Genomic DNA, 14576 nt, shown 5'->3' with positions numbered 1-14576 from the left:
AGAAAAGCTCCCTCGCAGGAAGGCGCTTTGTCTACAGCCTGGGCACTGTGTGGAAACACACAGTGCTTTTTTGTGTATACGATGAGCGAGACTACTCGATTGCACCGTGTCATGTGGTCGGTTTATTTTCCATGTGGACAGGATGCTGTGGGGACAGTGGAACTTAAGTGCCGATAAGGCAAAAAACTATAAGTTGTATAACGAATTGTGCAATTTGTCAAAATATTGTTACGCGATGAAATGGGGATTGACAAAACGGAACTATACAAAGTATACAAAAAAAGTGACACGAACGTAAAAACGACAGAAAAGAAATTTAAATACAAAATAAGTTATCCACATCCAAAATGCCAGAAAATAGGATAAAAGTTACTTATACACCAAGTTATACACATTATCCACAGAAAAACCGGCACTGCAAGGGGGATAAATTTACGAAAAAACAGGAACAAATGTTTTGTGAACATGTAATAAAAATAGTAAAATGACAGGATTTGTCGATTTTAGGGTTGACATACAGAATGTCAAAAACAAGTAAAAAACTTCTTAAATTGTTGCAAAAAGCTGTGCTATTGTGCTATAATGACTATACAATAAATACAAGGGATGCTACATAAAACCTTGTAAATAAATACTTGGAAGGGATGATCAGCATGAAGTTTATTATTGTTGGCAGAAACATCGAAGTTACACCAGGATTAAGAGCAGCAGTGGAGGAAAAGATCGGCAAGCTGGACAAGTATTTCAATCCCGACACAGAAGTACATGTAACATTAAGCGTTGAAAAAGAACGTCAGAAAATTGAGGTGACCATTCCGGTAAAGGGAAGCATTATCCGTTCGGAGCAGGTAAGCAACGATATGTATGTATCCATTGATCTGGTGGAAGAGATCATTGAGAGACAGTTGAAAAAATATAAGAACAAGATCGTTGACAAACAGCAGGCGGCAGCTTCTTTCAGCAAAGCCTATGTAGAGAATGATTACACAGACGATGACGAGATCAAGATCGTTCGTACCAAGAAGTTCGATATCAAGCCCATGTATCCCGAGGATGCCTGCATTCAGATGGAACTGTTGGGACACAACTTCTTCGTATTCTGCAACGCAGAGACAGATCAGGTAAATGTAGTGTACAAGAGAAAGGGCGATACCTACGGACTGATCGAGCCGGAAGTATAAAACCGGACAGAAAATTAAATAAAGACAAATTTACAGCCTGCCGGAGTTTCCGGCAGGCTGTTTTGTTGTATGGGAAATGATATGCCCCGGAGATTTTCGAATTGTCTGAATACCGGAAAAATCAGAAACATAACCTGTAAGGAGGAACTGAGAGCAGGACAGGGAATGGACAGAGAAAAGAGAATGCGGGCATGGATCCGGGCAGAGGTGATGCTTCTATTTATAATGATGGGAGCATTTCTGCTCAGGGAGACAGGGCGGACAGAAAGCATGGAACAGGCGGTGGTCACCGCGACCTCGGCTGCGGGAAAGGATTATATCAAATGGGTGGACTTTACCGTATCCTATGAAGCGCTCTGCCAGGCATATGACTGGGATGTGGATACGTTTGACACGGAACATCATGTGGAGTGGATCCCGCTGCTTGCATATACCGCAGCCAGAACCGGAGGGGAATTTGACAAAAAGGCGCTGAAGATCCTGAACGAGACGTCGGAGAAGCTGGCGGAGGGAGAGGCAGAGATAGAAACTCTCACAAAAGATATGAAATACTATCCGTATTATCTGGAAGCTTACAGCGCGGCGCTGGGAGGACTGGTGGGAGAATACGAGGCAGAGGTGATCGGAGAAGACGGACAGAGCACCTGGCAGAAAAAATACGGATTAAAAGGTTATTGCCCCATTGCGAGAGGATTTGATTATACTCATTATGATGATTTCGGGGCGGGAAGAAGCTACGGATATAAACGAAGGCATCTGGGCCATGACATGATGGGGCTCGTCGGTGTACCTATCATTGCTGTCGAGTCCGGCACTGTGGAAGCCCTGGGCTGGAACCAGTACGGCGGCTGGCGCATTGGTATCCGCAGCTTTGATAATAAGCGCTACTATTACTATGCACATCTGCGGCAGAACTACCCCTATGCGGAAGGACTGGAAGAAGGCAGCGTGGTGACGGCGGGGGATGTGATCGGTTATATGGGACATACCGGTTACAGTACCACAGAAAATGTAAATAATATAGAAGTAACCCATCTGCACTGGGGATTGGAACTGGTCTTTGATGAAGAACAGAAAGAGAGTGACAACGAGATCTGGATCGATGTCTATCCGCTGACCTGTTTTCTGGCAAAACACACGCAGGAAGTGCAGAAAGTCGAGGGAACAAGAGAGTGGATCCGCACTACAAAAATCCGTGAATTCTGATTTCTAAAAATTTCATTTGTTATTTTGTTATTTTTTTGACAAAAGCATTGCAAAACAGATTTCGCTATGTTAAAATGGGGACAGTGAAATGATAAAAAAATAACAATCTACATTTCAGAAAGCAAACCAAACGAAAACAAAAAGTGGAGGACAAACAAATGGCAAAGAAAGTTGTATTAGCAGGCGCTTGCCGTACCGCAATCGGTACCATGGGCGGAACCTTAAGCACAACTCCTGCACCGGAGCTGGGCGCAATCGTTATCAAGGAGGCTCTGAAGAGAGCAGGCGTTGCTCCCGAAGCAGTTGACCAGGTATATATGGGATGTGTAATCCAGGCTGGCCAGGGACAGAACGTAGCACGTCAGGCAGCTATCAAAGCCGGACTTCCCATCGAAGTTCCCGCAGTTACCATGAACGTGGTATGTGGTTCTGGCCTGAACTGTGTGAACCAGGCGGCACAGATGATCATGGCCGGTGATGCAGATATCGTAGTAGCAGGTGGTATGGAGAACATGTCCATGGCTCCTTACGCAATTCCTCAGGGACGTTACGGATATCGTATGGGTAACGCAACCATGGTTGATACCATGATCAAAGATGCACTTTGGGATGCTTTCAATGATTATCATATGATCAAGACCGCAGACAACATCTGCGAAGAGTGGGGACTTACCCGTGAAGAACTGGATGAGTTCGCATTAAAGAGCCAGTTAAAGGCTGAAGAAGCTCAGAAGAACGGCGCCTTCAAGGCAGAGATCGTTCCCGTAGAAGTTAAGAAGAAAAAAGAGACCATCGTATTCGATACCGATGAAGGCCCTCGTCATGGTTCTACCATCGAAGGTCTGGCTAAGCTTCGTGCCATCAATCCCGGTGGATTCGTTACCGCAGGTAACGCTTCCGGTATCAACGACGGTGCAGCAGCTATCGTTGTTATGAGCGAAGAGAAGGCTAAGGAGCTGGGCGTTAAGCCTATGGCTACTTTCGTAGCAGGCGCTCTGGCTGGTGTTCGTCCCGAGGTTATGGGTATCGGCCCTGTAGCTTCTACCAAGAAGGTAATGGCTAAGACCGGTATGAAGATCGAAGACTTCGATATCATCGAGGCTAACGAAGCATTCGCAGCACAGTCCGTAGCAGTTGGTAAGGAACTGGGCATTGATGTAGATAAGCAGCTGAACCCCAACGGTGGTGCTATCGCACTGGGTCATCCCGTAGGAGCTTCCGGATGCCGTATCCTGGTAACTCTGCTGCATGAGATGCAGGCAAGAGGTGCCAAGACCGGTCTGGCTACTCTGTGCATCGGCGGTGGCATGGGCTGCTCCACCATCGTTAAGATCGAGGATTAATTTTATAAATATTCGCTGGGGCGGTAGAATCTCTATCGCCTTAGTGTGGTTTTGAAAACACGAATAGAAATGTGAAATGAGGTAAAAACATGGATTACATTTTGTATGAGCAGAATGGTAATGTGGCAACTATCACCATTAACCGTGAGAAAGCACTGAACGCACTGAATTCTCAGGTGCTGGATGAACTGAACGCTACATTGGATGCAGTAGATCTGGCAACGGTTCGCTGCCTGGTGATCACCGGTGCAGGTGCTAAGTCCTTCGTGGCAGGCGCAGATATCGGAGAGATGAGCAGCCTGACCAAGGCAGAAGGCGAAGCATTCGGCAAGAAGGGTAACGATGTGTTCCGCAAGATCGAGACCTTCCCCATTCCCGTGATCGCAGCTGTCAACGGCTTCGCTCTGGGTGGTGGATGTGAGATCTCCATGAGCTGTGATATCAGAATCTGTTCCGATAATGCAGTATTCGGACAGCCCGAAGTAGGACTGGGAATCACTCCCGGCTTCGGTGGAACCCAGAGACTGGCTCGTCTGGTAGGTGCAGGCATGGCAAAGCAGATGATCTACACCGCACGTAATATCAAGGCGGCAGACGCTTACAGAATCGGTCTGGTAAATGAGGTATACAGCGCCGAGGTTGATGCTGATGGCAATGTAGTAAAGAGCGCACAGGAAGTAATGCTGGCAGCAGCACAGAAGATGGCAGCGACCATCGCCAAGAACGCTCCCATCGCTGTACGCAACTGCAAGAAGGCTATTAATGATGGCCTGGATGCAGATATGGATCAGGCAGTAGTCATTGAAGAGAAGCTGTTCGGAGACTGCTTCGAGACAGAAGATCAGAAGTATGGCATGGCTTTCTTCCTTGACAAGAACAAGGAGAAGGTAAAAGAGCCTTTTAAGAACTGCTAATCATTACGAATATAAAAGTATAAAATCAGGAGGATTTACCATGAAAGTAGGTATTATCGGTGCAGGTACTATGGGACAGGGCATTGCAAAGGCATTTGCCCAGGTAGACGGATATGAAGTAGCTCTTTGCGATATCAAGCAGGAGTGGGCTGACGGCGGCAAGGCCAAGATCGTAAAAGGCTATGCAAGACTGGTAGAAAAAGGAAAGATGACTCAGGAAGCAGTTGACGCTATCGTAGCTAAGATCACTCCGGGCCTGAAGGAAGATCTGTGTGCAGACTGCGATCTGATCGTAGAAGCTGCATTTGAGAATATGGAAGTTAAGAAGACCACCTTCGGTGAGCTGGACAAGATCTGCAAGCCCGAGTGTGTATTTGCTTCCAACACTTCCAGCCTTTCCATTACCGAGATCGGCAACGGACTGACCCGTCCTCTGATCGGTATGCACTTCTTCAATCCCGCAGACCGTATGAAGCTGGTTGAGGTAATTGCAGGTGTGAATACTCCCGCAGAGACCGTGGATACCATCAAGAAGATCTCCGAAGAGATCGGCAAGACTCCCGTACAGGTGAACGAGGCAGCAGGCTTTGTTGTTAACCGTATCCTGATCCCTATGATCAATGAAGCAGCTTTCATCAAGATGGAAGGTGTATCCGATATCGCAGGTATCGACGCAGCTATGAAGCTGGGCGCTAATCATCCCATGGGACCCCTGGAACTGGGCGATTTCGTAGGACTGGATATCTGCCTTGCCATCATGGATGTTCTGTACAACGAGACCGGCGACAGCAAGTATCGTGCATGCCCTCTGATCCGTAAGATGGTTCGCGGCGGTAACCTTGGTGTGAAGACCGGCAAGGGCTTCTATGTATACAATGCAGACCGCACCAAGACTCCTGTGGATGCACAGTAGGCAAAAGGTAAAATAACTGTTCGGAGCCGGATACGGCTCTGGACAGTCTAAGTTCATAATTACAACCAAGTATAAATAACAATGGAGGATTAACATCATGGATTTTACATTATCCAAAGAGCATGAGATGGCGAGACAGCTGTTCAAAGAGTTCGCCGAGAACGAAGTAAAACCTCTTGCGCAGGAAGTTGACGAGACCGAAACCTTCCCCAGAGAGACCGTTGAGAAGATGGCTAAGTACGGCTTCATGGGAATTCCCGTTCCCAAGGAGTACGGCGGACAGGGCTGTGATACCCTGACCTACGCTATGTGTGTTGAGGAGCTTTCCAAGGTTTGTGCAACCACCGGCGTTATCGTATCCGCACATACCTCTCTGTGTATCGATCCTATCATGACCTTCGGTACTGAGGATCAGAAGAAGAAATATGTTCCCGATCTGGCAAGCGGCCGTAAGATCGGTGCTTTCGGTCTGACCGAGCCCGGTGCAGGTACCGATGCTCAGGGACAGCAGACTAAGGCTGTATTAGATGGTGACGAGTGGGTCATCAACGGATCCAAGTGCTTCATCACCAACGGTAAAGAAGCTGATGTATATATCGTGATCGCAGTTACCGGTATCGTAGAGAAGAGAGGCAGAAAGATGAAGGAGATTTCTTCCTTTATCGTTGAGAAAGGTACTCCCGGATTTACCTTCGGTACCAAAGAGAAGAAGATGGGTATCAAGGGTTCTTCCACTTACGAGCTGATCTTCACCGACTGCCGTATCCCCAAGGAGAATATGCTTGGTAAGCAGGGACAGGGATTCAAGATCGCAATGCACACTCTGGACGGCGGACGTATCGGTATCGCTTCCCAGGCTCTGGGTATTGCAGAGGGCGCTCTGGAGAGAACCGTTGCTTACACCAAGGAAAGAAAGCAGTTCGGAAAGTCCATTTCCGGATTCCAGAATACACAGTTCCAGCTGGCTGATATGGCTACCAAGGTGGAAGCTGCCAAGATGCTGGTATACAAGGCTGCACGCAAGAAGGACGAGTACAAGACCAATCCTAAGATCTCTTACTCTGTAGAAGCTGCTATGGCTAAGCTGTATGCTGCTGAGGTTGCTATGGAAGTTACTACCAAGGCTGTTCAGCTGCACGGTGGTTACGGTTACATCAGAGAGTACGAAGTTGAACGTATGATGCGTGATGCAAAGATCACCGAGATCTACGAGGGTACTTCCGAAGTTCAGAGAATGGTTATCTCCGCAGATCTGCTGAAATAAGCAAGCAGGCATTTGTCGGAAATTTTATTAGAAAAGTAAGGAGAAAATACAATGAAGATTGTTGTTTGTATTAAGCAGGTGCCCGATACCAAGGGCGGTGTTAAATTCAATCCTGACGGAACTCTTGACAGAGGCGCAATGCTTGCTATCATGAATCCCGATGATAAGGCTGGTCTGGAAGCTGCACTGAAGCTGAAGGACGAGTTCGGCGCAGAAGTTACCGTACTGACCATGGGTCTTCCCAAGGCAGCAGATGCTCTTCGTGAGGCGCTGGCTATGGGCGCTGACAAAGCAATTCTGGTTACCGACAGAGTACTGGGTGGTGCTGATACCTGGGCTACTTCCACTACCATTGCAGGTGCACTGAGAAACCTTGACTATGATCTGATCATTACCGGTCGTCAGGCAATTGATGGTGATACCGCACAGGTTGGTCCTCAGATCGCTGAGCATCTGGGACTTCCCGTAATCTCTTATGCACAGGACATCAAGGTTGAGGGAGACAAGGTGATCGTTCAGAGACAGTATGATGACAGATATCATGTAGTAGAGGCTCAGATGCCCTGCCTGATCACTGCACTGTCCGAGCTGAATAAGCCTCGTTATATGACTCCCGGCGGAATCTTCGATGCATGCAAGGCAGAGATCACTACCTGGGGCAGAGCTGATCTGAAAGATGTTGATGACAGCAACCTTGGTCTGAAGGGATCTCCTACCAAGATCGCAAAGGCATCCGATAAGGTTCGTAAGGGCGCAGGTGAGAAGATCGTTCCCGATTCACCCGAAGACGGAGCAGCTTACATTGTTGCTAAATTCAAAGAAAAGCACATCATCTAATATAGGAGGCAAACCATGGTAACCAATAATATTGAAGAATACAAGGGTGTATATGTGTTCGCCCAGCAGGTAGACAATGAGATCAGCGGTATCGCATTGGAGCTGCTCGGCAAAGGTAAAGAGCTGGCTGCAAAGCTGGAGACCGAGGTAACCGCGGTTCTGATCGGTTATAATGTAAAGAATCTGGCAGATAAGCTGGCTGAGTATGGCGCAGATAAGGTAATCCTTGTGGACGATCCCGAACTGGAGACTTACAGAACCGAGCCTTATGCACATGCACTGGCATCTGTTATTGAGAAATATAAGCCTGAGATCGTTCTGGTAGGTGCAACCGCTATCGGACGTGACCTCGGCCCTACCGTTTCCGCAAGAGTTCAGACCGGTCTGACCGCAGACTGTACCGTACTGGAAATCGGTGATTTCCCTCTCGTTGCTATCCCCGGACAGGAGCAGAAGCACAATCAGCTGCTGATGACCCGTCCTGCATTCGGTGGTAACACCATCGCTACCATCGCATGTCCTGACAACAGACCTCAGATGGCAACTGTTCGTCCCGGCGTTATGCAGAAGATCGCTCCTATCGCAGGTGCAAAGGCTGTGATCGAAGAGTACAATCCCGGATTTACTCCGAACAACAAATATGTAACCATCAAGGAAGTCGTTAAGGCTGTATCCGATACCGTTGACATCATGGATGCCAAGATCTTGGTATCCGGCGGCCGTGGTGTCGGCAGCGCAGAGAACTTCAAGATCCTGGAGGATCTGGCAGAGGTTCTGGGCGGTACCGTATCCTGCTCCCGTGCAGTTGTAGATAACGGCTGGAAGCCCAAGGATCTGCAGGTTGGACAGACCGGTAAGACCGTTCGTCCCCAGATCTACTTCGCAATCGGTATCTCCGGTGCTATTCAGCATGTAGCAGGTATGGAAGAGTCTGATCTCATTGTTGCCATCAACAAGGATGAGACCGCGCCTATCTTCGATGTGGCTGACTACGGTATCGTAGGCGACCTGAACAAGGTAGTTCCCGCTCTGACCGAGCAGCTGAAGGCTGCAAAGGCTGAGAAGGCAGCAAACTAATTCGTAACAACGGATTAATAACATATAAGAACTCCGTCTGATTCCCCGGTCCGTCCGGGAGTCGGGCGGAGTTCTTTTCTGCAAAAAACTGATGCAACTTGTGCAAGTTTCTTGCCTTGTATGCTTGCGCTGAGGGAAGCAAAATAGTAAAATAAAATGATACCAAGGGTAACAAGGTGAAAAATAAATTTTTCACCTGCAAATTTGTGCCTTCGGCTCAAAGTTTGCAGGTTGTTGAAAGGCGTGAGTAGTTTTATGGCAAAACAAAAAGAAGTAAAGACCAACGCAATGCGGATCCTGGAATCTTTGAAGATTCCTTATACCCATCACACCTACGAGTGTGAGGAATTCGTGGACGGTCTTCAGATAGCTGACAAATTATCCCTGCCCTATGAACAGGTCTATAAGACGTTGGTCACCGTGAGCAACAGCAAGAATTATTTTGTATTCGTTATCCCTATTGCGGCGGAGCTGGATCTGAAAAAGGCAGCGAAATCGGTAGGGGAAAAGAGCGTGGAAATGATCCACGTAAAGGACATTAACGCCATTACCGGTTATATCCGCGGCGGCTGTACTGCCATTGGCATGAAAAAGCAGTACGTGACCAGAATCGATGAAAGCGCAAAGACACAGGAGCAGATCTATGTCAGCGGCGGCAAGATCGGATCTCAGATCCGTCTGACACCGGAGGATCTGGCCAAGGCAGCGAAAGCAGAATTTGCCGATATTATCCGGCATGAAAATTAACCGGGAAGATACCGTAAGGATCTGACGATTACGAAAACATATATAAAGGAGTATCTATGGAAAAAGAAAAAACAATTCTCGATTACGACACCGTGGCACTGGATGAAGCACAGGATGCGGTGATCATCATAGACCAGACCTTATTACCCGGCAGGATCGAACTGATCGCTTTACATACGGCACAGGAAATCTGGGATGCCATTTATCTGTTGAAAGTCAGAGGGGCTCCGGCCATCGGCGTAGCGGCGGCACTGGGTATTTATCTGCTGGCAAACCGCATCGAGACCGAAGATTTTGAAAAGTTTTATGAGAAATTTACCGAATATAAGGAATATCTGGATTCTTCCAGACCCACCGCAGTCAACCTGTCCTGGGCATTGAAGCGTATGAATGCCGTGGCTGTGAAGGCTGGCAGAGAAGAACACAAAACAGTGGCAGAAGTGAAGGAAATCCTGCATGATGAAGCCTTGCAGATTCGGGCAGAAGATGTGGAAGTATGCCGAAAAATCGGAGAATTTGGACTGGAACTGGTGAAACCGGGAGATGGCATCCTGACTCACTGTAATGCAGGACAACTTGCAACCGTAAAATATGGTACTGCAACAGCACCTATTTATCTGGGACAGGAGAAGGGCTATAACTTCCATGTATTTGCGGATGAGACCAGACCCCTGTTGCAGGGAGCCAGACTGACTGCTTTTGAACTGCATTCCGCGGGTGTGGATGTCACACTGATCTGCGACAATATGTCAGCGTCCGTGATGTCCAAAGGCTGGGTACAGGCAGTGTTCGTGGGTTGTGACAGAGTGGCGGCTAATGGAGATACGGCCAACAAGATCGGTACCAGCGTGGTGGCAGCGGTAGCAAAACAATACGGAGTGCCGGTATATATCTGTGCACCCACTTCCACCATTGATATGGCCACAGCCACCGGCGCAGATATCTGTATCGAGCAGCGTAAGGCAGAAGAGGTTACTGAGATGTGGTACAAGGAACGCATGGCTCCGGAGGGTGTAAAGGTCTACAATCCGGCATTCGATGTGACGGACCATGAACTGATCGCCGGAATTGTCACGGAATACGGGGTGGCGAGAGCTCCTTACACCGAGAGCCTGAAGGAGATCATGGAACGCAAGGCACAGAGAGGCTGATGGTGTAGATATGAAGCGAAATGTAAGCCTTGCGGAGATATCCGACGGCCGATTATACAAAGCAAATGATATGGTAAAAGCGGATTGCGGTGGTTGCAATGGCTGTTCTCGGTGTTGTCACGGCATGGGCAATTCCATTATCCTGGATCCCTATGATGTGTACCGGATGACTACAGGAATGGGGAAAAGCATGCAGGAGCTATTAGCGGCATCGGTGGAGCTCAATGTGGTGGACGGTGTGATCTTACCGAATCTGAAAATGCAGGGGACAGAGGAAGCCTGCGCTTATCTGGATGAGGAAGGAAGATGCAGCATCCATCCGTACCGGCCTGGAATCTGCAGACTGTTTCCGCTGGGAAGATATTATGAAAATGGAGGATTTTCCTATTTTCTCCAGACCGGGGAATGTGCAAAGGAGAACCGCAGCAAGATAAAAGTCAGTAAATGGATCGATACTCCGGATCTGACCCGCAATCAGCAATTTACCTTACAATGGCATGACCTGTTACATGCCATGGAAGAAAGACTGACAGGAGAAGACGAAGGGAAACAGAGGGAAGAAAATCTCCTGCTGCTGCGTCTGTTTTATTTATTGCCGTATGAGGGGACGATAGATTTTTACACACAGTTTACAGAGAGGATGGAACATTGGAATGGACAGAACGGACAGATTTAACAGTTTAAACAAGCTCTCCATTGAGAAGCGCCTATTGAAAGTATTTCGTAAGACCACGATACTGCTGAGCATGACGGGTGTCATCGCCTGTGTGGCCATGGGAATCGTGAGTTATCAGTATTCCTACGCCTTGAAGCATTACGGTTTCGCGCAGGGTGACATCGGTAAGGCGATGATCGTTATCGCGGAGATGCGGAGTGAGACCCGTGCCGCCATCGGCTATGATGACGATACACTGATCGCTACAGCAAAAAATGCCCATGACCTGACGGCGGAACAGTTGGATACCTATATCAGTGCCCTGGAAGATGACATGATCACGGATGAGGGAAGAGCTACCTACCAGCAGATCAAGGACGGCGTAGCTTCTTATCAGCAGATCGAGGCACAGATACTGGAACTGGGAACAGCTTCCGATTCTGCTAAGCGGATGCAGGCACAGCAGATGGCAGGCGAACAGATGGATCCCGTGTTCCAGCAGGTCTATGCAGATATGACGAGCCTGTTGGACAGCAGTGTAACGAACGGAAATGCCATGGAAGCCAAACTGAATGTTTTCCGTGTGGTTATTTTTATTGTAATCCTTCTGATCATCGGAGTAGGCTTTGCGGGATCTGAAAAAGCGGGAAAAAGAATAGCCAAAGGAATCGCCGGACCGCTGAAAGCGCTGGCAGACAGACTGGATGGGTTTGCTGCAGGTGATCTGTCTTCAGAGTTCCCGGAAGTAAAGACAGAGGACGAAGTGGCAGAGATGAATCGTGCCGCCATTGCAATGGCTGAAAATCTGCGAATGATCATTGAGGATATCAAGCAGGCTCTGAATGCCATGGCAAATGGTGACTGGACGGTAAAATTTCTTTACCCCGATCTCTATGCAGGGGATCTGGATGAATTGAAGGAAGCCCTGAGAGATATCAAATATAAGATGAACGAAGCATTGTACAATGTAAATTCCGTATCCGGCCAGGTATCCATGGGTGCCGGAAGCCTGGCAGATGCCGCACAGTCTCTGGCAGAGGGCGCTACTGAGCAGGCCGGAGCCGTACAGCAGCTACAGGCAACCATTACTAATATTACCTCTATGGTAGACAATACTGCAGAGCATACCAAGAATTCCAGCAGGCAGGCACAGGAATACTCTGCTAAGGCAGATGAAGGCCGTACCGAGATGAATCATTTGATGGAGATCATGGAACAGATCAACGAGACTTCCGAGAAGATCAGCAACATCATCGGTGAGATCGAGGATATTGCCAGTCAGACCAATCTGCTGTCCTTAAATGCGTCCATTGAGGCAGCCAGAGCGGGGGAGGCCGGAAGAGGTTTTGCTGTGGTGGCAGACCAGATTGGTAAGCTGGCAGAGCAGAGTGCGCAGTCCGCTGTCAATACCAGAGAGCTGATCGGCGGTACACTGGAGGAGATCCATGCCGGCAATGAAGCTGTGGATCATGCGTCCCAGACGTTGAGCGTTATCGTGGAAGGCGTCCGCAGGATCGCACAGGATTCTGAGGAACTGAACCAGATTGCAGCTGCTCAGTCAGATGCCATGAATCAGGCGGAGAGCGGTGTGAACCAGATCTCCGAGATCGTACAGTCCAACTCTGCGGCAGCAGAAGAATTATCCGCTACCAGTGAGGAACTGCTGGCTCAGTCCGAGAATATGACCAATCTGGTAAAGCAGTTCAAGCTGATCGATGAGGAGAAGATTCAGGCGAGAAAAAAGGAGGCTGACAATGCCGGTATTTGATTTCAGCAGTATTCCGGAAAATGAGAAGAAGCAGGATCCCGTATGCACCTATACCATGTTCCGTTCCAATGAGGCTGCGGCAAGTCCCGAAAAGCCGATCCTGATCCTGGACAACAGCAGCGAACCGTGGAAGCACCATGCTATCGGTGTCTTCGGCAATCAGAACAAACGCACGAATTTCGAATTCAGGGAAGAGGGCAGCAGTGCCTATGCCGATATTTTACAGATCGATGCAAGATTCGTAAGCCTCGTCAGATGGTTAGGAGAAAATCACATCAATGTCCGGCTTTCCGGGGAAAACCGGGAAGAAGGCTATGCGGTATACAAGATCCGAGAGACTGCATTTGGCGGCGGAACCAAGCTTTCGGCAGAAGATGGATTTTTACAGTTCATGATGGAAAGACTGTTCGCCAGCAGTGCTCCCGCAGAAGAGGAACAGGGGGAGGACGAAGAGGAAGACGGCGATGATATGAAGCTTACCAGCCTTCAGAGTATCTCCGATTTCATGACATGTGCTGGAAGGACCATGCCGGAAAACATCCGCCTGTGGGCCAGAAGAAATCTGGCGGTGGCCAGATCCCATGAGGTGTCTCCGGAAGAGAGAAGACATGCCCAGAGAGCGCTGTCCATCATGATGAACATTCAGTGGAAGGGCAATTACTTCGAAGCCATTGATCCGGTGGAAGCCAGACGGATCCTGGACGAGGAATTGTACGGTATGGAGAGAGTCAAGCAGCGGATCATGGAGACCATTATCCAGATTAACCGTACCCACACCTTACCGGCTTACGGACTGCTTCTGGTGGGTCCGGCCGGAACCGGTAAATCCCAGATCGCTTATGCGGTGGCGAGGATCCTGAAATTGCCCTGGACAACATTGGACATGAGTTCCATTAACGATCCGGAGCAGCTGACCGGAAGCTCCAGAATCTATGCCAATGCCAAGCCGGGCATTATCATGGAGGCTTTTTCCATGGCGGGAGAGTCTAATCTGGTATTCATCATCAATGAGTTGGACAAGGCGGCAAACGGCAAGGGTAACGGCAATCCGGCGGATGTGCTTCTGACATTGCTTGACAATCTGGGATTCACGGACAACTATATGGAATGTACCGTTCCCACCTTTGGTGTCTACCCCATCGCCACTGCCAATGACAAGGAGCAGATCAGTGCTCCGTTAATGTCCCGTTTTGCAGTGATCGACATCCCGGATTACACACCGGAGGAGAAGAAGATCATTTTCTCCAGATTTGCATTGCCGAAGGTGCTGAAAAGGATTGGACTGCAGGCAGACGAATGCACACTCACCGAAGAGGGACTGGATGCGGTGGTGGAGATCTATTCCAACACCAGTGGAATCCGTGACCTTGAGCAGGCGGCGGAGCATCTGGCAGCCAATGCCCTGTATCAGATCGAAGTGGACGGGGTAAAGGAAGTTGTATTTGATGCAGAAAAAGTGAAGAAATTATTTCTATAAGTAATAGAAGCAGGTAGTCGCAGGATGCGGTTGCCTGCTTTTT

At 48.7% G+C, this 14576-nt stretch carries 13 protein-coding genes; all 13 read left to right on the top strand.

Annotated features, from left to right (window positions below):
- The first annotated feature begins 653 nt into the window (after positions 1–653).
- The 13 genes from raiA to DW835_RS16310 all read left to right on the top strand — a co-directional run bounded on the left by raiA (position 654) and on the right by DW835_RS16310 (position 14533).
- Positions 654–1181, top strand: coding sequence for a ribosome-associated translation inhibitor RaiA (raiA, locus tag DW835_RS16370; RefSeq protein WP_022313187.1), 528 nt, complete (start codon positions 654–656; stop codon positions 1179–1181).
- A 165-nt stretch (positions 1182–1346) separates the two neighbouring features.
- Positions 1347–2387, top strand: coding sequence for a M23 family metallopeptidase (locus tag DW835_RS16365; protein ID WP_022313186.1), 1041 nt, complete (start codon positions 1347–1349; stop codon positions 2385–2387).
- 158 nt (positions 2388–2545) lie between these two features.
- A complete protein-coding gene (locus DW835_RS16360) occupies positions 2546–3730 on the top strand; it encodes an acetyl-CoA C-acetyltransferase (RefSeq protein WP_022313185.1) in 1185 nt (394 codons plus the stop codon).
- A gap of 89 nt (positions 3731–3819) precedes the next feature.
- Positions 3820–4644: an enoyl-CoA hydratase-related protein gene (locus DW835_RS16355; protein ID WP_118731441.1), complete on the top strand. Its 825-nt coding sequence runs from the start codon at positions 3820–3822 to the stop codon at positions 4642–4644.
- Positions 4645–4684: 40 nt separating this feature from the next.
- On the top strand, positions 4685–5557 hold the full coding sequence (locus tag DW835_RS16350; RefSeq protein WP_022313183.1) for a 3-hydroxyacyl-CoA dehydrogenase NAD-binding domain-containing protein: 873 nt from the start codon (positions 4685–4687) through the stop codon (positions 5555–5557).
- Between the two features lie 97 nt (positions 5558–5654).
- The gene (locus tag DW835_RS16345) at positions 5655–6821 is read left to right on the top strand and encodes an acyl-CoA dehydrogenase (RefSeq protein WP_022313182.1); all 1167 of its coding nucleotides are present in this window, start codon (positions 5655–5657) and stop codon (positions 6819–6821) included.
- 51 nt (positions 6822–6872) lie between these two features.
- Complete coding sequence (locus DW835_RS16340) at positions 6873–7658, top strand: electron transfer flavoprotein subunit beta/FixA family protein (protein ID WP_022313181.1); 786 nt, start codon at positions 6873–6875, stop codon at positions 7656–7658.
- Between the two features lie 15 nt (positions 7659–7673).
- The gene (locus tag DW835_RS16335) at positions 7674–8735 is read left to right on the top strand and encodes an electron transfer flavoprotein subunit alpha/FixB family protein (protein WP_118504844.1); all 1062 of its coding nucleotides are present in this window, start codon (positions 7674–7676) and stop codon (positions 8733–8735) included.
- 255 nt (positions 8736–8990) lie between these two features.
- Positions 8991–9482 carry a Cys-tRNA(Pro) deacylase gene (ybaK, locus tag DW835_RS16330; RefSeq protein ID WP_118504846.1) on the top strand — a complete coding sequence of 164 codons (492 nt, stop codon included), beginning with the start codon at positions 8991–8993 and terminating at the stop codon, positions 9480–9482.
- A 56-nt stretch (positions 9483–9538) separates the two neighbouring features.
- Complete coding sequence (mtnA, locus tag DW835_RS16325) at positions 9539–10633, top strand: S-methyl-5-thioribose-1-phosphate isomerase (RefSeq protein ID WP_118731440.1); 1095 nt, start codon at positions 9539–9541, stop codon at positions 10631–10633.
- 10 nt (positions 10634–10643) lie between these two features.
- Entirely contained in the window at positions 10644–11309 is a 666-nt protein-coding gene (locus DW835_RS16320; RefSeq protein ID WP_118731439.1) for a YkgJ family cysteine cluster protein, read from the top strand.
- Complete coding sequence (locus tag DW835_RS16315; protein ID WP_118731438.1) at positions 11287–13056, top strand: methyl-accepting chemotaxis protein; 1770 nt, start codon at positions 11287–11289, stop codon at positions 13054–13056. Before DW835_RS16320 ends, DW835_RS16315 begins: the two co-directional genes overlap by 23 nt.
- Positions 13043–14533, top strand: a complete 1491-nt coding sequence (locus tag DW835_RS16310; protein WP_117465504.1) for an AAA family ATPase — start codon at positions 13043–13045, stop codon at positions 14531–14533. The genes DW835_RS16315 and DW835_RS16310 overlap by 14 nt, the downstream gene beginning before the upstream one ends.
- Positions 14534–14576: the final 43 nt, after the last annotated feature.

The organism is Clostridium sp. AM34-9AC, from assembly GCF_003480225.1.
Lineage (GTDB): Bacteria > Bacillota > Clostridia > Lachnospirales > Lachnospiraceae > Acetatifactor > Acetatifactor acetigignens.
This window is presented reverse-complemented; position numbering and strand designations above follow the sequence as displayed.

Coding starts and splice junctions, on each gene's coding strand:
- DW835_RS16360 (WP_022313185.1), top strand. CDS start 2,546: ATGGCAAAGAAAGTTGTATTAGCAGGCGCTTGCCGTACCGCAATCGGT.
- mtnA (WP_118731440.1), top strand. CDS start 9,539: ATGGAAAAAGAAAAAACAATTCTCGATTACGACACCGTGGCACTGGAT.
- DW835_RS16320 (WP_118731439.1), top strand. CDS start 10,644: ATGAAGCGAAATGTAAGCCTTGCGGAGATATCCGACGGCCGATTATAC.
- DW835_RS16340 (WP_022313181.1), top strand. CDS start 6,873: ATGAAGATTGTTGTTTGTATTAAGCAGGTGCCCGATACCAAGGGCGGT.
- raiA (WP_022313187.1), top strand. CDS start 654: ATGAAGTTTATTATTGTTGGCAGAAACATCGAAGTTACACCAGGATTA.
- DW835_RS16365 (WP_022313186.1), top strand. CDS start 1,347: ATGGACAGAGAAAAGAGAATGCGGGCATGGATCCGGGCAGAGGTGATG.
- DW835_RS16355 (WP_118731441.1), top strand. CDS start 3,820: ATGGATTACATTTTGTATGAGCAGAATGGTAATGTGGCAACTATCACC.
- DW835_RS16335 (WP_118504844.1), top strand. CDS start 7,674: ATGGTAACCAATAATATTGAAGAATACAAGGGTGTATATGTGTTCGCC.
- ybaK (WP_118504846.1), top strand. CDS start 8,991: ATGGCAAAACAAAAAGAAGTAAAGACCAACGCAATGCGGATCCTGGAA.
- DW835_RS16315 (WP_118731438.1), top strand. CDS start 11,287: ATGGACAGAACGGACAGATTTAACAGTTTAAACAAGCTCTCCATTGAG.
- DW835_RS16345 (WP_022313182.1), top strand. CDS start 5,655: ATGGATTTTACATTATCCAAAGAGCATGAGATGGCGAGACAGCTGTTC.
- DW835_RS16350 (WP_022313183.1), top strand. CDS start 4,685: ATGAAAGTAGGTATTATCGGTGCAGGTACTATGGGACAGGGCATTGCA.
- DW835_RS16310 (WP_117465504.1), top strand. CDS start 13,043: ATGCCGGTATTTGATTTCAGCAGTATTCCGGAAAATGAGAAGAAGCAG.